This is a genomic window from Pelagicoccus enzymogenes, assembly GCF_014803405.1.
GTDB classification, from domain to species: Bacteria; Verrucomicrobiota; Verrucomicrobiia; order Opitutales; family Opitutaceae; genus Pelagicoccus; species Pelagicoccus enzymogenes.
In genome coordinates this window covers 23741-45856 of record NZ_JACYFG010000035.1, presented here as the reverse complement: position 1 = coordinate 45856, position 22116 = coordinate 23741, and the positions used below count along the sequence as shown (strand labels likewise).

General features: G+C 58.3%; 23 protein-coding genes. 10 read left to right on the top strand and 13 right to left on the bottom strand.

Annotation, left to right across the window (positions count from 1 at the left end):
- Positions 1–27 precede the first annotated feature (27 nt).
- From IEN85_RS11995 to IEN85_RS11985, 3 genes are read right to left on the bottom strand one after another with little or no spacing between them, the layout of a single operon-like run.
- The gene (locus IEN85_RS11995; protein WP_191617326.1) at positions 28–465 is read right to left on the bottom strand and encodes a DUF420 domain-containing protein; all 438 of its coding nucleotides are present in this window, start codon (positions 463–465) and stop codon (positions 28–30) included.
- Positions 466–473: 8 nt separating this feature from the next.
- Positions 474–1361: a heme o synthase gene (gene cyoE, locus IEN85_RS11990; protein WP_224772595.1), complete on the bottom strand. Its 888-nt coding sequence runs from the start codon at positions 1359–1361 to the stop codon at positions 474–476.
- Between the two features lie 44 nt (positions 1362–1405).
- Positions 1406–2455, bottom strand: coding sequence for a COX15/CtaA family protein (locus IEN85_RS11985; protein WP_191617325.1), 1050 nt, complete (start codon positions 2453–2455; stop codon positions 1406–1408).
- 102 nt (positions 2456–2557) lie between these two features.
- Between IEN85_RS11985 and IEN85_RS11980 the strand changes: the two genes are divergently transcribed.
- Positions 2558–3424 carry an SCO family protein gene (locus IEN85_RS11980; protein WP_191617324.1) on the top strand — a complete coding sequence of 289 codons (867 nt, stop codon included), beginning with the start codon at positions 2558–2560 and terminating at the stop codon, positions 3422–3424.
- A gap of 86 nt (positions 3425–3510) precedes the next feature.
- On the opposite strand, the gene IEN85_RS11975 is transcribed toward IEN85_RS11980, so the two are convergent.
- Both IEN85_RS11975 and purE read right to left on the bottom strand, forming a co-directional pair.
- Positions 3511–4635: a 5-(carboxyamino)imidazole ribonucleotide synthase gene (locus IEN85_RS11975; protein ID WP_191617323.1), complete on the bottom strand. Its 1125-nt coding sequence runs from the start codon at positions 4633–4635 to the stop codon at positions 3511–3513.
- A gap of 48 nt (positions 4636–4683) precedes the next feature.
- On the bottom strand, positions 4684–5175 hold the full coding sequence (purE, locus tag IEN85_RS11970) for a 5-(carboxyamino)imidazole ribonucleotide mutase (protein ID WP_191617322.1): 492 nt from the start codon (positions 5173–5175) through the stop codon (positions 4684–4686).
- Between the two features lie 140 nt (positions 5176–5315).
- Between purE and IEN85_RS11965 the strand changes: the two genes are divergently transcribed.
- The 5 genes from IEN85_RS11965 (at position 5316) to IEN85_RS11945 (ending at position 9523) form a co-directional block, all read left to right on the top strand.
- Positions 5316–5723 carry a hypothetical protein gene (locus tag IEN85_RS11965; RefSeq protein WP_191617321.1) on the top strand — a complete coding sequence of 136 codons (408 nt, stop codon included), beginning with the start codon at positions 5316–5318 and terminating at the stop codon, positions 5721–5723.
- Positions 5724–5785: 62 nt separating this feature from the next.
- Positions 5786–6640 carry a ThuA domain-containing protein gene (locus IEN85_RS11960; RefSeq protein ID WP_191617320.1) on the top strand — a complete coding sequence of 285 codons (855 nt, stop codon included), beginning with the start codon at positions 5786–5788 and terminating at the stop codon, positions 6638–6640.
- A 33-nt stretch (positions 6641–6673) separates the two neighbouring features.
- Positions 6674–7390: a nucleoside triphosphate pyrophosphohydrolase gene (mazG, locus tag IEN85_RS11955; RefSeq protein WP_191617319.1), complete on the top strand. Its 717-nt coding sequence runs from the start codon at positions 6674–6676 to the stop codon at positions 7388–7390.
- A gap of 34 nt (positions 7391–7424) precedes the next feature.
- Positions 7425–8348, top strand: coding sequence for a tyrosine recombinase XerC (locus tag IEN85_RS11950; RefSeq protein WP_191617318.1), 924 nt, complete (start codon positions 7425–7427; stop codon positions 8346–8348).
- A 110-nt stretch (positions 8349–8458) separates the two neighbouring features.
- Positions 8459–9523, top strand: a complete 1065-nt coding sequence (locus IEN85_RS11945) for a LacI family DNA-binding transcriptional regulator (RefSeq protein ID WP_191617317.1) — start codon at positions 8459–8461, stop codon at positions 9521–9523.
- Between the two features lie 16 nt (positions 9524–9539).
- On the opposite strand, the gene IEN85_RS11940 is transcribed toward IEN85_RS11945, so the two are convergent.
- The 3 genes from IEN85_RS11940 to IEN85_RS11930 form a co-directional block, all read right to left on the bottom strand.
- The gene (locus IEN85_RS11940) at positions 9540–11120 is read right to left on the bottom strand and encodes a glycerol-3-phosphate dehydrogenase/oxidase (protein ID WP_191617316.1); all 1581 of its coding nucleotides are present in this window, start codon (positions 11118–11120) and stop codon (positions 9540–9542) included.
- 113 nt (positions 11121–11233) lie between these two features.
- The gene (locus tag IEN85_RS11935; protein WP_191617315.1) at positions 11234–11962 is read right to left on the bottom strand and encodes an IMP cyclohydrolase; all 729 of its coding nucleotides are present in this window, start codon (positions 11960–11962) and stop codon (positions 11234–11236) included.
- 57 nt (positions 11963–12019) lie between these two features.
- Positions 12020–13432, bottom strand: coding sequence for an arylsulfatase (locus IEN85_RS11930; RefSeq protein ID WP_191617314.1), 1413 nt, complete (start codon positions 13430–13432; stop codon positions 12020–12022).
- A gap of 192 nt (positions 13433–13624) precedes the next feature.
- Here IEN85_RS11930 and IEN85_RS11925 point away from each other — a divergent pair, with 192 nt between their 5' ends.
- On the top strand, positions 13625–14059 hold the full coding sequence (locus IEN85_RS11925; protein ID WP_191617313.1) for a hypothetical protein: 435 nt from the start codon (positions 13625–13627) through the stop codon (positions 14057–14059).
- 18 nt (positions 14060–14077) lie between these two features.
- Here the strand turns inward: IEN85_RS11925 and IEN85_RS11920 are convergent, their stop codons facing one another.
- The gene (locus IEN85_RS11920; RefSeq protein WP_191617312.1) at positions 14078–14722 is read right to left on the bottom strand and encodes a pyridoxamine 5'-phosphate oxidase family protein; all 645 of its coding nucleotides are present in this window, start codon (positions 14720–14722) and stop codon (positions 14078–14080) included.
- 105 nt (positions 14723–14827) lie between these two features.
- Here IEN85_RS11920 and pdxR point away from each other — a divergent pair, with 105 nt between their 5' ends.
- Entirely contained in the window at positions 14828–16249 is a 1422-nt protein-coding gene (gene pdxR, locus IEN85_RS11915) for a MocR-like pyridoxine biosynthesis transcription factor PdxR (protein ID WP_191617311.1), read from the top strand.
- Positions 16250–16269: 20 nt separating this feature from the next.
- Here the strand turns inward: pdxR and IEN85_RS11910 are convergent, their stop codons facing one another.
- The 3 genes from IEN85_RS11910 to IEN85_RS11900 all read right to left on the bottom strand — a co-directional run bounded on the left by IEN85_RS11910 (position 16270) and on the right by IEN85_RS11900 (position 20079).
- Positions 16270–17091, bottom strand: a complete 822-nt coding sequence (locus IEN85_RS11910; RefSeq protein WP_191617310.1) for a polysaccharide deacetylase family protein — start codon at positions 17089–17091, stop codon at positions 16270–16272.
- A gap of 66 nt (positions 17092–17157) precedes the next feature.
- Positions 17158–18225 (bottom strand): alpha/beta fold hydrolase, encoded by a 1068-nt coding sequence (locus tag IEN85_RS11905; RefSeq protein ID WP_191617309.1) that lies wholly within the window; start codon positions 18223–18225, stop codon positions 17158–17160.
- Between the two features lie 153 nt (positions 18226–18378).
- On the bottom strand, positions 18379–20079 hold the full coding sequence (locus IEN85_RS11900; RefSeq protein ID WP_191617308.1) for an NADPH-dependent assimilatory sulfite reductase hemoprotein subunit: 1701 nt from the start codon (positions 20077–20079) through the stop codon (positions 18379–18381).
- Positions 20080–20301: 222 nt separating this feature from the next.
- Between IEN85_RS11900 and IEN85_RS11895 the strand changes: the two genes are divergently transcribed.
- Together IEN85_RS11895 and IEN85_RS11890 are read left to right on the top strand one after the other, a co-directional pair.
- Entirely contained in the window at positions 20302–20940 is a 639-nt protein-coding gene (locus IEN85_RS11895; RefSeq protein WP_191617307.1) for a DUF2975 domain-containing protein, read from the top strand.
- A gap of 9 nt (positions 20941–20949) precedes the next feature.
- On the top strand, positions 20950–21156 hold the full coding sequence (locus IEN85_RS11890; protein ID WP_191617306.1) for a helix-turn-helix domain-containing protein: 207 nt from the start codon (positions 20950–20952) through the stop codon (positions 21154–21156).
- 55 nt (positions 21157–21211) lie between these two features.
- Here IEN85_RS11890 and IEN85_RS11885 read toward each other — a convergent pair whose 3' ends face one another.
- Positions 21212–22078: a DUF3108 domain-containing protein gene (locus IEN85_RS11885; protein WP_191617305.1), complete on the bottom strand. Its 867-nt coding sequence runs from the start codon at positions 22076–22078 to the stop codon at positions 21212–21214.
- Positions 22079–22116 lie beyond the last annotated feature (38 nt).

Sequence of the window (22116 nt, the reverse complement as noted above, 5' to 3'; positions counted from 1 at the left end):
TGTTACTACTTCGCTCAGCGAAGTAGGTCAAGCGGCTGCTGGCTGAAACCAGACATAGAGGAAGTAGTATACCAGTACTCCTGTAACGGATACGTAGAGCCAGATTGGATAAGTGATGCGGGCCCATTTCTTGTGCAGTTCGCGGCGGTCTTTGATTCCGAGGTAGGCGGTGCGGATGACGAGCACCGGGATGGCAGCAGCCAGCAGAATGTGGGAGATGAGCATCGTGTAGTAGACGTAGCGGATGGCTCCCTCGCCATTGAACGGAGTGTGCACCCCTCGAACAGCTATCTTGTGGTAGACGTAGCCGATGAGGAAGATCGCAGAAACGATGATAGAGGCTCCCATTAGGAGACGGTGCAGGCCTTCCTTCTTCGCTTTGATGGAGACTACTCCCGCGATGATGAGGACAGTGGCGATCGCGTTGAGTGAGGCGTTGAGTGCGGGAATGTCGCTAATTTCCATGATTGGGCTTAGAAGAGTATCCAACGATCGATTACCAAGGTGAAAAGCACCGCTGGCAGGTAAAGGATGGAGTTGAAGAATAGCTTGCGGGCCACGCCGTCTCGGTTGCTCGCTGTCGCGAAAGCGATGGAGCGCAGCAGGTACCAGATGCCAAAGAGGGCTGCCACGGCAGTGTAGAGCCAGCTGCAAAGCCCGAGGAAGATGGGAAGCAAGCTGACGATGAGCAAGGCGATCGCGTTCACGGTTGCCCAGATGCCGGCCTTGCGTCCTGTCGGGTCAACCACCGTGAGCATGGGAAAGCCTGCCGAGCCGTAGTCCTTGCGGAAAGTCCAGGCGATCGCCATGAAGTGCGGCATTTGCCAAAAGGCGAGGATTCCGAAAAGGATCCATCCGAGCGGAGAAATCTCGCCCTCCGCGGCTGCCCAGCCGATCAGGGGCGGCAAGGCGCCTGGCAATGCACCCACTTCGGTGGCCCAGCGCGTCTTGAGCTTCAGCGGCGTGTAGAGCGCGATGTAGGTGAAGATGGTTGCCAGTCCGAGGGCTCCCGCGAGCGGGTTAGCTCCCAGCCAAAGGGCGGTGACGCCGACGACGGATAGGGCGATGCCAAGCCACAAGGCGACAGTGGGGGATACTTGTCCCGCCGGTAGGGGGCGTTCCCGGGTGCGTTTCATGAGCGCATCCGTGTCGCGCTCGATGAATTGGTTCAGAGTGGCGGCTCCTGCGGCGCAGACGGCGGTTCCTCCAAGAAAGAAGACGAGGACGAATACGTCCCTTGCAGGCAGGGCAGCCAAGTAGCCGACTAGGGCGGTTATAACGGAAAGTAGGCTAAGGCGCGGTTTGGTGAGCTCGTAGTAAGCGGACCAGGCGATAGCTTTGTTCTCGGTACGATCGGACAAGGTGGCAGCGGGAGTCAGATCGACTCGTTTTGAAGGTTCCAGGCTCACGCTTCTGCAGTTTGGCCGATGGCGGAGGGCTTTCCCTCAAGCGCGTCGCGTTGGTTCGCGGCGGCGGAGTTGGCGTTGAATTTAGGCTTTAGGCTTCTGTACGTCATTGACCAGCAAAGGGCTAAGGTGAACGCCCCGTTCAGCATATGCAAGGTCGTGACGTGCTCGTTGCGAACTTTCCAGATAACCAGAGCTCCGAGGAGGACTTGTATTAACAGGAGCGCTACCAAGCCGGCGGCCGATCTCCCCATCGCTCTGCGGCTCGCAGCGTCCTTCCAAACTTTGATGCAGAATGCGATCACGGCGATCGTAACCACGACTGCTCCTACGCGGTGGGCGAAGTGGATGCCGATGGCGAAGTCGAAGACGGGCGGTACAAGCGTGCCGTGTGGGGTGAGCGGAAAGGTGGTGATGGCAAGTCCGGCGTGCGCGTGCCGCATGATGGCGCCGACGATAAGCTGGAGCACGATGGTGCCGCAGGCGACGTATCCGAAGGTGGCGACGGACGCGTCCGGGGCGTAGGGGAAACCGGCGTTGCGCTCGATCCAGGAGCGGCTGTTGCTTATAACGAAAGCGACGAGCAAGCAGAGAAACAGCTGTGCCAAGGTAGCGTGAGCGACCGCAAAACTCTGGGCGTAAAGGTTGTGGTCGATGTTGAGGTTCAGGGCGTCGAGCTTCACGCGCAGCCCCCCGAGCAGGCCTTGAACGATCACGAGGACGACCAGCCAATTGCCCATCTTGCGAACGGAAGGGGCGGCTTTGCTCGCGTGCGCGAGGATGCAGAGACCGATGGAAAGCAGCCCCATGACCATGCCCAGCAGGCGGTGGGAGTGTTCCGCGGCCATGTCTTTGTCCTGCAGCCAACCTTCCGGATTGATCGAACCGTTGGAGAGCGGCCAATCTAGGAAGGCCATCCCTGCGCGTATGGTGGTGGTGAAACCACCGGCGTAGAGTAGGAAGGTAATCCATACGAGGGCGCCGAAGCTGAGCCAGAACAAGGCTGGAAGGTATCGGTTTTCGGTATGACTTAGTGCTTTTGCTGGCATCTTCTTGGCGGATCGTTTGTCTACCGTGGCGTCATGATTTCGAGACTCACTCATCATTCTTCTTTCAGGTTCAATTCGCTTACGAAAAGTCCGCTTTTTCGAATGCTGCTAGTCGCGTCGGCTTTGGCAGGGCTTCTGGGATGCGCTCAAAGAAACGAAAGTCAAGAAGATGAAAAAGAGGAAGGCTACCCGCTTCTAGGAGTGGTTCAGGGAGTCGACGTGGAGGGAGTCGCCCTTACCGTTGCCCATGAGGAGATCCCGGATTTCATGCCGCCGATGACCATGGTCTTTCGCGTGAGCCCGGGGGACGTGAAGACCTTCAAGAAGGGAGACCAGATCAAGGCTCGCATGGTTCGCGACGAGGACGGCGGCTTTCGCCTGATCAAGATCTGGAAAATTGACGACGAGGCTGCCGACACCATGCGCCGCGTGAACAAACGTCTGGCCAAGACGGTCGACGAGCTGGGCTCGGGCTACTACCTCGCGGAAGGCGACGCGTTTCCGGAGTTCGCATTGGTGGACCAGTACGGGGAGACGGTCACGCCCACTCGCTACGTGGGGAAGCCTTTTATGTTGAACTTCATTTTCACTCGCTGCACCGACGCGGAGATGTGCCCTCTGTCGACTTCCAAGATGGCAACCCTGCAGCGAATGGCCAAGGAAGAGGGGCTCGAAGACTTGGAATTTATTTCGGTCACGCTCGATCCGAAGTACGACACGCCGAGCGTGTTGCGGACTTACGCGGACGCCTACGGAATCGAAGGGGAAAACTTCCGCTTCGTGACCGGGGAGCGTGATGCGGTACGTCAGCTGATTAAGAGCATGGCCCTCACGCATATCGAAACGGGCGAGGACATCGTGCACAGCCTGGCGACGGTCTTGGTGGACCGCGATCGCAAGATCGTAATGCGCTCCGTCAAGAAGGCGTGGGACCCTATGGAATTCTTGGCCGCGGCCAAAGCGCTTTGATTTCGCGTAGCGCTGCGCTTTAGCCAGCGTAAATTGTGGAGCGGACCCTGTAATGCGGTCGCCGGCAAAGCACGGCGCTACAGTTTCTACAGCTTGCCTTTGAGCTCTTTGGCTTGCTCGTAGGCGGCCTCGGCGGAATCGGCGAGCACGCAGAAATGGCCCATCTTTCTCCCGGCCCGCGCTTGCGCCTTTCCGTAAAGGTGCAACTTGGCAGTCGGATGACGGAGAATTGAGGCGAAATCGGGTTCGCGGCCGATCCAGGCGTCGCCGAGGATGTTGACCATCGTCACAGGACTTAGCAGTTCTGTGGAGCCCAGCGGCAAGCCGCAGACGGCGCGGACGAACTGCTCGAACTGAGAGGTGACGCAGGCGTCGATGGTGTAGTGGCCTGAGTTGTGGGGACGGGGGGCGAGCTCGTTGACGGCGATCGTGCCGTCGCGCAGCACGAATAGTTCGACTCCTAGCAAACCTACGAGGCCGAGTTTTTGGGCGATCTCCTTGGCCAGTTCCTCTGCTCGCGCCCGTAATTCGGGAGAGATGCGCGCCGGGACTATGGAGTAGTCGAGAATGTGGTTGGTATGAATGTTTTCTGCGACTGGGAAGGTAGAGACTTCGCCCTGTTCGTTGGCGGCGACCAGCACGGAGATTTCCATGGTGAAGTCCATCCAGCCCTCGAGCACGGCGCGGTGCTCTCCGAACTCCTTCCAGATGGCGGCGGTATCCGGATTTTCGCTACTGATTTTTAGCTGTCCCTTGCCATCGTAGCCGAATGCTGCGGTTTTGAGCACTGCGGGCGTACCGATTTCGGCGATTGCCTTGTCGAGGTCTTCGAGGGAGTCCACGATGGCAAAAGGGGCGCAAGGGATGCCGCTGTCGCGCAGGAAGTTCTTTTCGCGCTCGCGGTTCTGGCAGATGTGCAGGATCTCCGGACGCGGGTGCAGGGTGATCTTCTTCTCCAGCTCGTGGGTGGCCTCCACGGGGACGTTCTCGAATTCGTAGGTCACTACGTCCGAGGACTCTGCCAGGAGCTCGAGGGCGGACTTGTCGGAGTACTTCGCGTTGATCTCGAGGTCTGCGACGTGTCCGGCTGGGCAGCGGTCTTGCGGTTCGAAGACCACAAAGCCGTAGCCGAGGGCGCGGGCTGCTTGTCCTGTCATGCGACCGAGCTGGCCGCCTCCTAAGATTCCAATTGTCGATCCGGGTGTTATCACGTGAAGAAGTTCGAAGTACTTTGGGTGGTAGGTGAAGGCGGGCGAGGCTTACTTGAGTTCCATGGCCTCGACCTTGGCCTTTTGCTGTTCGCGGAATTCCTCGAGTTTTTGGGCGAGGGAATCGTCGTTGAGGGCCAGGATGGAGACGGCGTAGAGGGCGGCATTCTTGGCTCCGGCGGCTCCGATGGCGAAGGTTGCGGTGGGGATGCCGCCGGGCATCTGCACGATTGAGAGCAGGGAGTCCATGCCTTTGAGGGCCTTCGATTCGACGGGGATGCCGAGGACCGGGAGCGTGGTGAGTGCGGAGACCATGCCTGGCAAGTGGGCGGCGCCGCCGGCGCCCGCGATGATGCACTTCAGCCCGCGTTTTTTGGCGGTTTTGGCGTAGTCGTACATCTTCTCAGGCGTGCGGTGCGCGGAAACGACTTGCGCCTCGTAGGCGACGCCGAAGGAGTCGAGCATCTCGGCTGCTTGAGAGAGGGTGGGCCAGTCGGAGTTGCTGCCCATTATGATTCCGACGAGAGGTGTTTTTTCTGCCATGGCGTTATTAAATCGAAAGCTGGGGATAGTGAGGCCATGCGCCGGGGTCGAGTCGATATTGATTTTTAGGGAAGCGCCGCGCTTTACCGTATGCGCCGTAAACCTTGATTTCGTGACCTCGTGGCGTGTACTGCGCCCCCATGATTTGCTCTGAAATAGTTCAGCAATACGAGTCGCGCTTCGGCAGGATCGACGTCTACGACCGCTACCTTGTCTCTACCCTCAACAGCGAGGCAGGCAGGGATCCGAACCGCTTGGAGTACCTGCACTGGATTCTCGCGATCACAGAAGAGCACTTTTGCGAGCCCTGGGGATTTATCGGAAATCGGGTAAACGCCAATGCGGCGGACCCAGCCCTGCTCGCGCGAGCTCGAAAAACGGTTCCCCTTTGGCGATCCTTTGCGGTGGTGGGCTACACTTCGAGAACGAGAGAGTTGTTCGAACTGGAGAGTTTGGTCCTGAACGGATTTCCCCACTGCTACTTCGAAGCGTTGGAATGCGCCGAAGCGTGGACGGACACGGTGATTCGATCCGTTCGGAGTCAATAGTGAGATAAAAGCTTAGGGCGGAAATGGCTGGAGCAACGGTGGGGCGTGGCTAGTTTGTTCGCATGACGCGAGAATCCGCCCCCCCGAAAATCAAAGTGCTCCTGCTGACGGGGCAATCGAACCAATGGCATAACTGGAAGGTGAGCAGCCGAGCTCTGGAGGCGTCGGTGAGCGCCGACGGTATGTTCGAAGTGGATACCTTGGTCACGCCGGATGCAGGAGAAGACTTCTCTGAGTTCGCTCCTGCCTGGAGCGACTACGACGTCGTGTTGCTCGACTACGAAGGGGACGTCTGGCCGAGGGAAACGCAGCGAGCCTTCGAAGCCTTCGTGAGCGGGGGAGGAGGGCTGGTTGCTTTTCACGCGGCGGACAACGCTTTTCCGGATTGGCCGGCCTTCAACGAGATGATAGGTGTCGGAGGCTGGGGAGGGCGCGGCGAAGACGCGGGGCCGAAGGTGCGTTGGCGCAAGGGAAAGATGGTTCTCGACGACGGGCCCGGCGTGGCCATGCACCCGGATCCTTTCGAGTTTTTAGTCGAAACCTGCGCTCCGGATCATCCCGTAATGCGTGGATTGCCGGAGGCCTGGCTGCACGCGATCGACGAGCAATACAGTCAGTTGCGCGGTCCCGCCAAGAACCTCACGGTGCTGGCGACCGCGATCGCGGGGCCTGAGATCGAAAACGGCACGAGCGAGAACGAGCCTATGCTGATGGCCATCGACTACGGAAAGGGGCGGGTTTTTCACACGACTTTGGGACATGTCGGAGCGAACGACACCGAAACGCCGGCGGCCATGAAGTGCGCGGGATTCCTGGAAACCCTTTTCCGAGGTTTGGAATGGGCTGCCACTGGCGAGGTGACGCGGGCGGTTCCGGATGATTTCCCAGGGACGGAGTTTCCGGAAGTACGCGCCTAGGTAGCGGCTGTTTGGGCTGGGCGCTCCATTCGAATGTTGCTTCCCGCAGAACGGAGCGACTTGATGGCGGGCGTGAGCGCTATTGAAGAATTGGTAGAAACGATGGCTCGTTTGCGGGGACCTGGCGGTTGCCCTTGGGACATCGAGCAGGATCATCAGTCGATCGCCCAGTGCTTGGTCGACGAATGCAGCGAGTTGTTGGAGACTATCGACAAGCTGGACATGGAGCACATGCGGGAGGAGCTGGGCGACGTTCTGTTGCAAGTCGTTTTTCACGCTCAGCTCGCGAAGGAGGCGGGGCATTTCGACTTCGAAGCGGTCGCCGCCGAGATCAACGAAAAGTTGATTCGCCGGCACCCGCATGTCTTCGGAGATGTCGACCTCTCCAACTCGGACGCTGTGTTGAAGCAGTGGGACGAGATCAAAGCGAAGGAAAAGGCGAACAGGCCGGTTAACCCATCGCAGTTCAAGGACCTGCCTCCGGCTCTTCCTGCCCTGCTCTTCGCCTACGACGTTTTCAAGCAAATCAAGAAGAAGGCGCTCCCCGTAGGCGATTCGGTTGACATGGAAGCGATCGCGGCGATGGCGGACGAGCTGGACGAGGAATCAGCGGGCCACATCCTTTTCGAAATTGCTGCGGCTTGCCGCTTGAAGGGCATCGATCCAGAGAGCGCGGTGCGCAAGTTTGCTCGTCGCGTGATGGCGGAAAGCGATGCCATGGTGGAGCCGCTCGAGGAAAAGATCGGCTAGATTGCGGCGGCAACCCGCTTCCCGCGACGAAATCATGAGCAAAGACGAAGCTTGGCGATCGCTTTGGGTAGATCCGTTTGTGCGGCATCTAGCCGGTGAGCGTCGGCTTTCGCAGTACACCGCGCGCAACTACGAAACTGCCTTGGAGGTCTTCTTTCGCTATCTTGATAGCGAAACGCGTTGGGCCGGCGATCTCAAGAAGGTCGACTTGCGTCTCGCTCGGGATTTCGTGATCGAACAACAGCGCCGCGTATCGCGTCGGACCGTTCATAACTACGTCTCCGGGCTGCGCACCTTTTTCAAGTATTGGATACGCCAAGGGAAGCTGGAGACGAACCCGCTGGTCGGGATCGTCTTGCCTAAACTGCCCAAGAAGTTGCCGGCTTTCATGACGGAGCGGCAAGTGAAGCTATTGATCGACGGTCCGATGCGACTGCTGGAGAACGAGGCAATCCCTCCTTTTCAAGCATGGCGAGATCGACTGGTCCTGGAGTTGCTCTATGGCGCCGGCTTTCGTGTGAGCGAGCTGTGCAGCCTCACCTATGGTCAAGTCAGCTTCGACGAGGGCGTCGCTCGAATCGTGGGCAAGGGAGGCAAGTCGCGCATTTGTCCCTTGGGACGCGTGGCGATGGCCGTATTGGATAAGTGGAGACGCGAATTTTCTGTGGGAACGGCGTTCCTGGATCCCGTAGTTCTCAGCAATTCGGGGAAGAAGTGGAATCCGCGCGGAGTGCAGCTGTTGCTCAAGAAGTACCTGTCCCTCGCGGAGTTGCCGATGGACCTGACGCCGCACAAGATTCGACATTCGTACGCGACTCACCTTCTCGACAACGGGGCGGACCTGCGGCTGGTGCAAGAGTTGCTAGGACACGCCAAGCTTTCCACCACCCAGATCTACACGCACGTTAACATCAGCCGCCTCAAGGAAGCGTTTGATCAGGCCCACCCAAGGGCTTAGTTTGCGAGTAATCTAAGTGCATGGGGTGTTGGTACTAAGGGCTTTTCTAAGATCCCATGGAGAAACAGATTGCAAGGGTGGCTCGGATTTACGTTGCTAGGCGAAATCCTATGCCACAACCCTCCCGAAAAAAGGGCAAGCGCCCCCCCACGCTTGCTGATGTCGGCCGCAAGGCTGGCGTATCAGCAATGGCAGTGTCAGCCGTTCTCAACGGCTCCAATTCTTCTGTTCGTATTTCCGAGGAAACGCAACGGAGGATCCGCAAGGCGGCGGCGGATTTGAGGTATCGACCCAACATCGCGGCTCGAGCCTTGGTCAATCGCCGCATGAACACGATCGGCGCCTTCATCGTGGTGGAGGGCTTGGAGCTGAACCACTATTTCCTCGAGGTCTTCAATGGAATCATCGCGGGCGCTTCCGAGCACAACCAGAATGTAACGGTTTTCACCTTGGATACCTGGTCGGACGCGAAGGAGCAATTGGAGCGCGCCTTCGACGGTCGAATCGACGGCATGATCTTGATCGCTCCCATTGTGGGCGAGGAATTTGCCAAGGGAATGAATCCCGACATGCCCTGCGTATCGCTGCATGCGAACGTTGACATTGAAGGCGTAGTCAATCTCGAGTCGGATGAGGAAAAGGGCGCCTACGACATGGTGAGGTTCCTCGTGGACAAGGGGCATCGCCGCATCATGCACCTCGCCGGCCCGCGTGGCCTCTTGGGAGCGGAAAGGCGTATCTCCGGCTATCGGAGAGCTCTGGCCGATGCGGGAGTCGAATGGGACGAGTCCCTGCTCAAGTCGATGCCCTACAGCGACGTGGAGGCTAGAGCTGTAATGGAAAAATGGTTACAGGACAATTCTTTGGATTTGTTGCCGCATGCGATTTTCTGCGCGAACGACCAAATGGCTTTGGGCTGCGTGGAGGCGCTGTCCGGCGCTGGAGTGAAGGTGCCGGACGACGTTTCGGTTTGCGGTTTCGACGATACCTTGGTGGCCCGAGTCACCGTACCGCCCCTGACGACGGTTCGACAACCTCTAAGGCAGATGGGGGTCGAAGCTGTTTCGACGCTGCTCAAACGCATTGACTCGGAAGAGGAGCGTGGCGAGGTCAAGCCGGCTCCTGTTGTATTTCCGACGGAGCTGGTGGTTCGCAACTCCGTGGTGGAGCGCTGAGCTCGTTTCCTACGCGCTAGCTGGTGGAAGACGGGTGCATGAAGTCGTATCCGTTTGCGAGCTCGATGAAGCTTGCGACCTGATCGTCTATCCAAGCCTGATCTTTCTGCAATTCGCTCGCAAGCATACGGGCAACTAGCGGAGCTGCTTCGATGGCGGCTCTTGCGTCGAGCAGCAAGGCCCGCGTTCGTCGGGCAAGAACGTCTTCGACCGTGCGGGCCATTTCGTTCCGGGCGTGATGGAGCACCTCCGCCTGCTGATAGGGCAGCCTGGGATGGAGAGCGGCTGCGGCGCGGGGATCCTTCTCGATGAGCGTTTCGATTGCTTGAGCTGCTGAGCCGTAAGGAGAGAGATTGGAGGCTGAGATCGGTTCTCGCGTGGATCCGGCGATAGAGAGCGTTTTGGTTTTGCATGCATCCTCTTCGATTCCGGAAAGGATTTCCACGTGGTCGACGACGTCCTCCGCCATGCGACGGTAAGTGGTCCATTTTCCGCCGGTCACGGTGAGCAGTCCAGAGTCGGAAATGAGGATGGTGTGGTCGCGGGAAAGGGCGGCCGTATCGGAGGAATCGCCAGATTTTACGAGCGGTCGCAAGCCAGCGTACACGGAAAGAACATCCTCAGGTTGAGGGTCGTGCTCGAGGTATTTGGCTGCGTGCTGCATGATGAAGTCACGTTCGGAGCTGAGAGCTCGTGGTTCGAGGGAGTGGCTGGCGAGTGGGGTGTCGGTGGTGCCGACTACGACGCGATCGTGCCAAGGGACGGCGAAGAGCACGCGGCCATCGTCGGTCTTGGGAACCATGATGGCGGCATCGTTGGGAAGAAACCGCTTGGGAAGGACGATGTGTATTCCTTGGGAAGCGGAGATGATGGCATTGGCTTTGGGGTCATCTAGCATTCGTAAGGAATCGGCGAATACGCCGGTCGCGTTCACCACTGCTTTGGCCAATATTTCAAACTGCTCGCCCGTTTCCTGGTCTTCCGCTAGCACGCCGCAAATCTGTCCATTTTCTGTCTTTAGCAATTGGATACACTTAAGGTAGTTCGCGATCACGGCTCCGTGCGCCGCGGCAGTTTGGGCGAGATTGATGGCGAGGCGAGAATCGTCGAACTGGCCGTCGTGGTAGATTACGCCGCCCGTGAGCCCTTTGGTTTCGATGGTGGGGATGCGTTCGATCGTTTGCTCGCGGCTGAGGTTTCGGGAGGGCGCGAGGCCCAGGCGGCCGGCGAGCGCGTCATAGACTTTCATGCCGACTCCGTAGAAGGGGCCTTCCCACCAGCGGTAGTTGGGAATGACGAAGGCTTGGTCGCGAACCAGGTGGGGCGCGTTGCGATACAGGAAGCCGCGCTCCCGAAGCGCCTCGAGCACGAGGGACACATTTCCTTGCCGCAGGTAGCGAACGCCCCCGTGCACCAGCTTGGTGGAGCGGGAGGAGGTCCCTTTGGCGAAGTCGGACTGCTCGATGAGGGCGACCTTGTGCCCGCGCGTCGCTGCGTCAACTGCGGTCCCTAGTCCGGTTGCCCCGCCGCCGATAACGAGAATGTCGAGTGGCTCGCTAGGGGAGCGAAGGGATGAGAGGGCATGCTCGCGATTCACGTTAGAAGTGTGGCGAACGGAAGGCGGGGAGGAAAGGTTGAAGCACAAAAAAACGCTAGCCGGGCGGGCTAGCGTTTTGGAATTGGGTAAGGGGTTCGCGACCAAGCTCGCTCCTAAACGTACTTGTTGCGCAGGACGACGCGGGAGCTGGAACCGTCGAGGGCTATTTCCTTGACCGCGAGCGAGATGCGGTTGTCTTCGTCGAGGGCGTCCCAGTAGAGCTCGAGCGTTTCTTCAGCCGTCGCTGCGATGGGCAGGAGCAAGGGGTCGACGTTGAAGGTAGGGAGCGGGTTGCCGTCGCCCATGTAGGTGGTGAGCCCGTAACCGATGCCGTTGGCGGGCTCTTGCGGATAGTAGTAGTGGCGGTCCGAATACGTGGGGTCGATCTTGTTGGCCTTAAGGATGGAAAGCCCGATCTCTGGCGTGTCGCCGGTGAGGTCGAGTTGGCCGGTGATACGTGGGGTGTAGTTGGGGGCGTCGGGTTCGCGATCGCGGGTGGAGAGGGCTTGCTTGGCGGTCTTGCCGGCGGCGAGTCCGTCGCAGAGGGTACGGGTTTGGTCGCCGTTGGAAACGAGGAATTGCCCGGGGAGTTCGAGCATGGCCTCGTAGATGATGAGGCTGGGGTCTTCGACTTTGGAAGGGTCGAAGGGTTCAGTGCTGAGCGTGGTGCCTTCCAGCGAAAACTGGCGGTTGCGGCTGTTGGGGCTGCGGCCCATGATCCAGTAGACTTGCTGCCAGGCCTCGCCGGAGGCGGACTTGCCGATGACGAGGCCGCGACCGGGGTACGGGTTGCCGGCGACGTGCGACTTTAGCGTTGAGGATGCGATTTCTTTAGCGCTCATAGGGCGGCAGAGGTTTGGCATTTGCGAGGTAGGGGCAATCCAAATTATCCGCCGTGTTCAAGTGTCGGGAAAATTGTATTTAGGGATGGGGGAAGTCGTGCGGGCTTCCTGCATGAGTCGCTCCAGTTCGCGCAGGACTTCGGGGCGTTGCTTGGCGAGGTTTCGGCTCTCGCTCGGGTCTTGGGAAAGGTCGAAGAGTTGGGTGGGGACGTCGGGGTTCGTGGACACTCCGTAGCGGACGGCTTTCCATTTTCCCTTCCTCAGGGCGATGCGGCCCTTCTTCTCGTGGAATTCCCAGTAGAGGTAGGCATGTTTTGTTTGTTCTCCCTCGCCGAGCAAGCTGGGGAGGAAAGAAATTCCGTCCGTTCCTTCCGGGACGGATTGACCAGTCAAGTCCGCGACAGTGGGCAGCACGTCCCAGAATGCGGAAACATGTTGGGAAACCGAGCCTTCGGCGATGCGGCCTGGCCATTTGGCGATCATGGGCACGCGGATGCCGCCTTCGTAGAGGTCTCGCTTGAAGCCGCGTAGCCCGCCGTTGGAGTTGAAGTAGCGCGGATTGTGCCCAGCCTCCTGATGCGGTCCGTTGTCGGAGGTGAAGATGATCAAGGTGTTTTCGTCGATGCCGAGCTCTTCGAGCTTGGAGACGAGTTCTCCGACGTCGTCGTCGAGGTGGTTTACCATGGCGGCAAAGGCTGCGTGGGCCTCGGGTTGCGAGCCGTAAGCCCCTTTGCGGAAGCGGGGACCGGAGTCGACGCCCTTGAACGATTTTTCGGGCAGATACCTGCCGCGGTGCTTCTCCATGTAATCCTCCGGAGCGAACATTTCGGCGTGGGGCTGCACGAGGGCGTAGTAGCAGAAGAAGGGGCGGTCCTTGTTGGCCTCGATGAAAGCGAGAGCCTCTTCCTGTATCAGGTCCGGAGCGTAGACGTTAGTCTCGCGGCCGAAATTGTCCCACAGAATCTCCCTCTCGTCGTCGTTCCAGAGAAAGTAGGGGTAGTAGTGGTGGGCGAGGCGTTGGCAATTATATCCGTAGAAGCGGTCGAATCCCATCTTCAGAGGTTCGCTGGCGGAGTCGGGGGCGCCGAGTCCCCACTTGCCGAAAATTCCCGTGGCGTAGCCTGCCTCTTTGAGAAGGTGGGCCAGCGTGTAGGTATCGGCTGGCATGGGCTGCTGTCCTTCCGGCCTGACTTCATTGTTGCCGCGAACTGCGGCGTGCCCGACGTGCTTGCCGGTGAGCAGGGCGCAGCGGGATGGGGCGCAGACCGTGCTCCCGGAGTAATGTTGGGTGAAGCGCATGCCTTGGGCCGCGAGCCTGTCGATGTTTGGCGTTTCGAAGTTGGTTTGCCCGTAGCAGGAAAGGTCTCCGTAGCCTAAGTCGTCGGCAAGGATGTAGATGATGTTGGGAGCTTGCTTTGCCCAGCAGGGGCTGGCGGCCAAAAGCGTGATAAGCAGGGTGGTAAGTCGCATCTGTCTCGGTGGGTTGGGGGGATTAGGTAGGATCGATTGGCAACTGCATAAAGAAGGGCGAATCCAGCGGGCTTGCCAGAGTTTAGTTCAGTTAACGGTTCCAGAAAGTTCGGCCCTGTAAAGGAAGTATCAGTTTTGCGGGACTGGAAAGGAATTCGTTCGGTTGGCGCTGCGGTTGCTCTGTTTGCACCCATGCAGAAAGCCGCCTTAATCTTGTGTTTCCTCTGGTTCGCCGCCTTCGCTCAGGCTGGCGAGTCCCTCAAGCTCCTGAACAGCGACGTGCACGCTGAATCGCTGATCCGCTTCTTGAAGTCGAGCCAGGTTGCGAGTTCGGATGCGTCGCCGTTCGTAGAGTTTCATCGCTCGGAGCAACTCCTGCTCGCATTGGTCAAGTACGCCGATGAAATGGAAGCGATCGTCTACCAAAAGCGGGAGGCGGTCTGGAACTTGAGGAATACGGACGCGCAGAAGGATCTGGCCGGCCTGCAAGCCGCCAAGATTCGGCACCAAATGGCTGTCAACGCGATCAAGCAACTCGATCCGAGCTTCGCGGGCGAAGGCAACGCTGCTCCGGTCGAGAGCTCGGAGAAGACCTTGATCGCCGGGGTTGCGAACCAGGCCGAGTAGTCGTTTCGCGGGCTAGCGTTAGCTGACCAGCTCGGAAATGTGAGCGGGTAGCTCTTGGGAGACTGCGGGTTCCGGTGGACCGTAATGAGTCAAGGTGGGAATCACGCCTGCCCAGTAGGGGCCTTCCAGATCCGAAGCGATATCGTTGGGAGGTCCGGTGCGGACCTTCAGCGTCGCTTCTTCTATCTTCAAGGCTGCGATCGCGGTGGCTTTCGATTCGGCATCGTTTGGCTGCCGGCAGTTTTCCCAGCGACCGGGGATGAGCTTTTCTACGGTGAGGCGGAAGGCCTCTTGGCGCAAGGCCTGGTCGGTGAGCAGGTATCCGCTGCCAAAGGCGACTACCGAGCGGTAGTTCATGGAGTGGTGCATCGCGGATCGGGCTGCTACGATTCCGTCGAGAAAGGTGAAGGTGCAGCAGATCGGATCGCCGGAAGCGATCGCTTGCAGCAGCCGGCTCTGAGTGGAGCCATGGAAATATAGCGTATCCTCTTTCCGAGCGTGGATGGTGGGGATCACGAAAGGCTGGCCGTTTGGCGTGGTAAAACCAACGTGGCAGATGGGCGCCTCGTCGATCACGGCGTAGACAGGAGGGCGTTCGAAGGAAACGCGTTTGGGCGTCCGCTGCGGAGCGCTTCGTTGAGTTTTGGCGAAAGGGCAAGACATGGGTGGAATGCTGAATGAGCGATTGATGAATTTAGGTCTGGAGGATAGGGGAAAAGTGGATTTAGGAATAGGTCCACTTTGGCAGATAATGATAGATCCAATTTTGTGCCCCGTTTGTCCAAGGGCAATTGCCCCGCGTACCGGCGGGTGTACGAGTCGTTTCGCGACGCGATTCGGGCGGGCCAGCTGAAAGCAGGACAGCGCGTGCCCTCGAGCCGCGAGCTGGCCCAGCGTTACGGAGTGGCTCGAATCACGGTGACTCAGGGCTACGAGCAGCTGGTGGCGGAAGGTTATCTGGATTCGCGGCGGGGCGCTGGGACTTACGTGGCGCAGGAGATTCCGGACGGCTTTTTCGTGGCAAGATCGACAGAGGAGGAGGCCAATCGCGTGGCAAGCACGCTCCCACAAGAAGCGGCTCGCTACATTGAACAGCCGCCTTTCTTGTCGGGGTGTGCGGACTTGGAGGCGTTTCCCATCGAGCTTTGGTTGAAGTTGTATGCCAAGCAGTTAAGGAGATCGCCGTATTCGCTTAATACCTACGGTCACGGAGATGGCGGTTTTCTTGGATTGCGGGAAGCCATTGCGGCTCATTTGAGCACGCAGCGAGGGGTACGCTGCGATGCCGGGCAGATTTTGATTTTGAGTGGCAGCCAACCGGGAATTGAGCTTGCGGCGAGAGCTTTGGTTAGGAGTGGGGACGAGGTTGCGGTCGAGAATCCGAGCTATCGCGGAATTAGCGATTCATTTCGTTTGAATGGAGCGAAGATTCGTTCTCTTCCGCTCGACGAGCAAGGGTTGATGGTCGATGCCTTAGAGCAGATCGAGCCCAGCCCGCGTATCGTCGTTGCGACTCCTGCTCGCCAGTTTCCTCTGGGGATAGCCATGCCAATTGGGCGACAGGCGGCTTTGTTGGAGTGGGCAAAGCGAGCGGGCGCCTGGATCTTAGAGGATGATTACGACAGCGAATTTCGTTTTAGGGGCAAGCCGCTACCAGCCATGCAGGGAATATCGAACTACGATCGTATTTTGTATTTGGGTACGTTCACGCGCTCGATGTTTCCGGATTTAAGGCTCGGCTATTTGGTGGTGCCGAAATCCGTGTATCCAGACTTTCTGGCGCTTTGGAGGGCGGCTGCCATGAATCCTCCTGTTGCCCTGCAGGCATGTCTTGCCGATTTTATGCGAGAAGGGCATTTTCAACGTCATCTTCGAAAAATGAGGAAGCGGTACCAGCAACGCTGCCACTGGTTGCTGAAGCAGGTGGACGCTTTGTTGGGGCAGTGGATCGAGGTCGATCTCTGCGATGGCGGCATGCACTTTGTAGGCTACTACAAACGGTCCGTCGATGCTCGGAAACTCGCGGATGAGGGGCGCAAACGCGGCTATGTCTTTATGTCGATCTCCAGCTATGGTCCCGGTCCGGTGGATCGGGATGGCATGATGTTTGGGTTTTCCTCATTCAGCGAGGAGAAGATGGAAGCGTGCCTCTTGGCTTTGAGAGAAGCTTTGAAAGCGGCAGCGGCATGAATGCCACGGCGTAGATATCTCTAATGCTCCTTATCCCACCCGAGGCGGGTGAATTCGTCGTGGGTGTGGGTCATGACGTTTTTGAAGGTATCGACCCAGAATCTGTCTCGGTTGGAGACGAGGTACTCGAGTAAGTCTTGGTGTAGTTGTGGATCGGTTACAAGATAGTCGCCACCGACTCCGTGATTCAAAAAGATGGCGACAGTTCCCTTAGTGTAACAATCTTCTAGATACGCAATGCTTTCATCTAGATTGTGGGTAGACAGGTCGAAGGCAGGCGTGTTGTTGAAGTTCAGTTCCTGCATGGAATCAAGCTGCGAGGAAACGCCCCGAGACGCGAGGTAGAGCTCTGCGGTGACGGGAAGGAAGGACTTGCTGCCGTTGGCGACGGCGGTGTCCCCGCAGGGGTAGGCGAAGGTGCGAGCTGTCTGTCCGTCAATAGCGTTGAGGAGCGTGTTGGTGAGCTGAAGCTCGCTGCGCACGCGTTCGACGGTGTAGTGGTCGAGGTTGAGTTCGTCGCTGACCCAGCCACGTCCTGGCAAGCCTTGGCGACAGGGATGGACAAGGGAGTGACTGGCGAGTTCGTGTCCGGATCGGGCAACTTCGCGCCACTCGTCTAGGCGGTTTTCCATGGTGTCGGCTTTCGCCTGCAAGAAGAAGGTGCCCTTGAGGCCTGCGGCTTGAAGCTGCGGGTAGGCGATGTCGAGCTGGGAGGGAAGGGAGTCGTCGTAGGTGAGGCAGACCGCGGCTCCGGCGCCGTTTGGCCAAGTGAAGTTGGGGCTGGCGACGCTCGGGGCGGTCAGCGATGCAAAGGCGAGCAAGGGGATGAGGTAGGTTTTCATTTCAGCAGCAACCTTGGCGATTCGCAGGCGGCATCACAACAGGGGACTCAAGCGGCGCTGCCCTTACTATTGATCAATCCGTTCTGGGCTCCGTTTCTTTCGCGGCTTGGCGTTTTCCGCCAAGAAACGGGAATAGGGCTGAATGAAGCGGCTGAAGGTTTCGATATGCGGCAAGTGCCCGACGTTTTCGAGTTCGACTAGTTGTGAGTTGGGGATGGCGGCCTGGGCCTTTTTTCCTAGCTCAGGGTAGTTGCCGAGTTTGGCCCGTTCCTCGTCGCTGACGAGATCCTTGCCGAGGGCGGTGCGGTCCCGTTGCCCGATGATGAGCAAGGTTGGCATTTCCAGTTTGGGAAACTCGTAGACGACCGGTTGGGTGAAAATCATGTCGTAGGTGAGGGCTTGGTTCCAGGCCATGCGGGCGTAGTCCGGACTGTCGAGGTAGCTGGCAAGTTGCTCGACCCAGGGGTCGTAGGCGGGTTTCCATTTTCCGTCGTAGTAGGAGGAAAGCTGGTAGGCTTTTATTTTCTCGGCGGTCTTGCCCAGTTCGCGCTCGTACCAGGCTTCCACGGGAAGGTAAGGAACGCCGAGGGCTTTCCAGTCTTCCAGTCCGATGGGGTTCAGAAGGGTGAGGCTTTTGGTGTAGCTCGGGTAGAGAAGGGCGAAGCGGGTGGCCAGCATGCCGCCCATGGAGTGCCCGAGAACGTGAGCGTTTTCGATTTCGAGGGATTGCAGCAAGCCCATGGTGTTGATTGCGAGCTGCTGGAAGGTGTAGTGGTAGTTCTCGGGCTTGGTCGATTTTCCGAAGCCGATCTGGTCGGGGATGATCACGCGGTACCCGCGATTGCTCAGGGAGAGCGCGGTTTCCTCGAAATAGGAGCCGGAGAAGTTTTTGCCGTGCAAGAGGACGACGGTTTCGCCGTTGGCAGCGTTTTCTGGAAAGACGTCCATGTAGACCATCTCGTGCTCTTCGAGCTGGCTCGTGAATTGGTACGTGTATTCAGGGAATGGATATTCCCAGTTTTCTAGGCGAAGGTTTTCCACCTGTGCGGACAGGAAGGGAGCGGCCAGCGTGGCAGTGAAAGCGACAATGGTTAATAGGACATTAGGGATGGGCCAAAAAAAGTTTTTTCGCATGTATGGGGGTACGCATTGCAGCTAGGATTGGATGCGGGAGAAGGTATTCGGCGATCACCTGCAAGGGCTTGCGTGCACGAAAAAGCGGACCGCTGTGAGGCGGTCCGCTGGGGAAATTTAGTTACTATGAAATCGCGAGCAAGCTCGCTCCTACTAGTCTTGGCCGACGGTGTACTTGCTTGGGGGAGTCACCACTCCAGTGCGCACGCAGAAGTCGCCGAAGCCTTCGCCTTCCTTGCGCTCCTTGGCGTAGGCCTTGAGGTGCGGCTCGACGGCAGGAACAATCTCTTCGGAAGTGATGCTTTCCTTGTAGAGCGTGTTGAGGCGCATGCCGTTGTAGGCAGCTCCCAAGTAAAGGTTGTATTTGCCGGGGGCCTTGCCGATGAGGCCGATTTCCGCGAGGTAGGGACGGGCACATCCGTTAGGGCAGCCGGTCATGCGGATGCTGATGGAATCGTCGGTGAGACCCGCTTCGTCGAGCACCTTCTCGAATTCGTCCAGCAGCTCAGGAATGAAGCGTTCCGATTCGGAGAGAGCCAGTCCGCAAGTTGGCAGGGCCGGGCAAGCCATGGCGTTCTTGCGCAGTCCGGAGAGCGCTTCAGGTCCCTTGACGCCGTTGTCGTCGAGGATCTTCTGGATGGCATCCTTGTCCGCCTCGTCGATTCCGCAGAAAGCGAGGTTCTGAGTCGGGGTGAGGCGAATGTCACCTTTGTGGATCTTGGCGATCTCGCGGAAGGCGGTGCGGAGATTGACGCCGTCCTTGTCGACGATGCGGCCGGAGGCCACGAACTGTACGTAGTACCACTTGCCGTTGATGTCCTGGTTCCAGCCGTAGTCGTCTTCGATAGTCTTGAATTCGAAGGGCTTCGCTTCGGCGAGCGCGAATCCGGTGCGCTTTTCCACTTCGGCCTTGAAGGCGGCGAGGCCCATGCGGTCGATGGTGTACTTGAGGCGAGCGTTCTTGCGGTCGGTGCGGGAACCGTTGTCGCGTTGGGCGAGCACCACGGCTTCGGCGACCTGATTGACCTGGTCCGGCGTGCAGAAGCCCATCACGTCGGCGACGCGTGGGTAGGTCTTGTCGTTGCCGTGGGTGGTGCCGAGGCCGCCGCCGACGGTTACGTTGAAGCCAAGCAGCTTCTCGCCCTCGAAGATGGCGATGAAGCCGAGGTCTTGGGAGAAGACGTCTACGTCGTTTGTGGGTGGGATGGCCACGCCGATCTTGAACTTGCGCGGCAAGTAAGTTGTTCCGTAGATGGGTTCCTCTTCCACTTCGCCGGAGAACTTTTCGCCGTCGATGAAGATTTCGCGGTAAGCCTTGCCCTTGGGCAGGAGGTGGAGGGAGATGTTCTTGGCGATTTCGTAGACCTTGGCGTGGGCGTGGGTCTTCTTGAAGTCAGGTTGGCACATCACGTTGCGGTTGATGTCGCCGCAAGCTCCGATGGAGTCCATGAGCACCCTGTCCATGCCGCGAATGACGTTGCGCAGGTTGCCCTTGAGCAATCCGTGCAGCTGGTAGGTTTGGCGGGTGGTAAGGCGGATGGTGTGGTTTCCGTAGTCGGTGGAAAGCTGGTCCATCATGAGGTACTGGTCTGGCGAGCAGACGCCGCCGGGCAGGCGCACGCGCAGCATGAAGGAGAAGGCTTTTTCCAGTTTCTTGGCGCGCCGCTCGCCGCGGATGTCGCGATCGTCCTGCACGTACATGCCGTGAAACTTGGTGAGCTGGGAAGCGTCGGCAGTGATGCCAGCGGTGCTGGTGTCTGCTAGCTCCTCCAATAAGGTGCCGCGGAGATTGTTGCTCTCCTCTTTGAGATACTCGTTCTTCTCGAGCTTTGGTGTCGCGTCTGCGGAACTCATGATGGGCGTTTTGTAGAATTAAGGAAAAGGAAGGCAAGTAAATTGCCTAACTTTTATAAGATTAAAAGGATTGTGGTTGTCCGGCGTGGATGGGACGCATGGAAAGCAGGCAAGGCTGCACATTATCTGCGATATATAAAGGAGGAAGTTCGCCATTGGGTTTATTGAAAAACAATAAAACCTGCCTTGACTTGATGGGCTGGATTTATTGAAAAACAATAAATGAAATCGACATCCAAATCGCTGAAGGTCCTGAAGGGTCTGCTTTTTGTCGCGTGGTGGGGGACGGTCTTTTTTTTGGCGGCGGTCTCGGTAGCGGCGGCGTTGGAGCTTTTTGGCGTCGAGACGGCGATTGAGGTGAATCTGAGGGGAAGCGCGTCCAATCTCGATGCGAGCAGTCTCTCCGTTTCTGCCAAGGAAGGTGGCGTGGCAGCTCTGGCATTCGTGGAGCCGGTTGGGGTGGATGTAGCCCTTTCCGAGGAATTTTGGGCTACTCATCCAAGTTACTTGGTTGTTTCGACCTTGTTTGCGCTCGTTTTGGCCGGAACGGCTCTGGGGGGAATTTCCTGTTTGCGGAAGATTTTGGATTCAGTGGAGAGAGGCGAGGCGTTCGAGGCACCCAACGCCCAGCGATTGAGGGTATTGGGGATCCTGATCCTTGTGGGGGCACTGGGCAAGACCCTCATGGAGTTCGTTTCGAGCGCCTATGCGGACGTCCTCTTACGCCCGCAAGGTTTCAATTTCGACGGAAGGATTGCTTTTGACGAAGGGGTTATCGTGGTGGGGCTCTCCATTCTGGTGTTGTCGGAAGTGTTCCGAGTCGGCGCTAAGCTACGCGAAGAACAGGAGCTAACCATCTAAGCGACGCGCATGCCGATCGTAGTCAAGTTGGAGGCGCGCATGAAGGCCAAAGGAGTGAGTCTCACTGAGCTTTCCGAGCGAGTTGGGATTACGTTGGCCAACCTGTCCATTCTCAAGACGGGCAAGGCGAAAGCGGTACGTTTCAGCACGCTAGAGGCGATTTGCGAGGTCTTGGACTGCCAGCCGGGCGAGTTGCTGGAGTTTGAGAAGGATTGAATTATTATTTCCGCGGGACTGCGGGAGCGTTGGCCCCTACGTCTGTAGATCGCAGCTATTCTGCCAGCTCGTACTCTTCGAGGCGGATGGAGGCGTTGCCGACGGAGGTCTTGACGTCGAAACGTACTGGGATGCGGCGCTCGTCGTTAGTGATCCAAACGGCCATCTTGCCGCCTTCGCGAAAGACTTTGCTCACTGGGAAGGAGCTGATCGGCTCGAGCCGGAAGCATTCGACCTCGCCGATATCGGTATCGAGGGTTTCCAGTTCCATGACCTCGAGGACGGCGTAATAAAACTTGCCCTTGGTGCTGACGAAGAGCGGATAGGTTTTGCCGACTGCCAGATCCATGCCGCGCAGCTGCAAAAAAGCGGAGGAGTAGTCGACTGGGCAATCGTAGGGAAGCTCCCGAATGTGGTTAAATTCAGGTTCGATTTTGTCCTCGTAGTTCATCAGGGCTCGTTCGAAGTCGAAGAGGGTGACGGTGGAGTTCTCGTCGGAGCGGACCTTTCCCTTGGTCTCGTTTCGCAGCATGCGCCAATTCTCCGTGTCGAGGAAGGTGGTCGCTACCAGCGTCATCGGGTAGAACTTCCGGATCATGCCTGCGGATGCGGTCTCAGTTTTTACGATGAGAGCTGGATGCTCCGGGTCGTCGTTGGTTTCGGTGCTGAAGGCGATGCGGCCCGCCTTGCGGAACCAGCCCCACTGGGCTCGATATTCGAAGGACTCGCCCGCTTTGAAGCCGCGGCCTCGTACCTCAGGGGAAGGAAACTCGACCTCGGGCCACTCCAAGTTGTCGTCCTGGCGGAGTTTGGGATCGTCCTCGAACGCGTCGTTTCCAAACCCGGCTCTCAGTTGGTCGGGAGTGGCGAGAAGCAGGATGCACAGAGCGGAAAGAGTGAGCTGGCTGAAAGGCTTGAACATGGCTTCGGCTGTTTGGCAGACGGATGGGTCTAGGACTT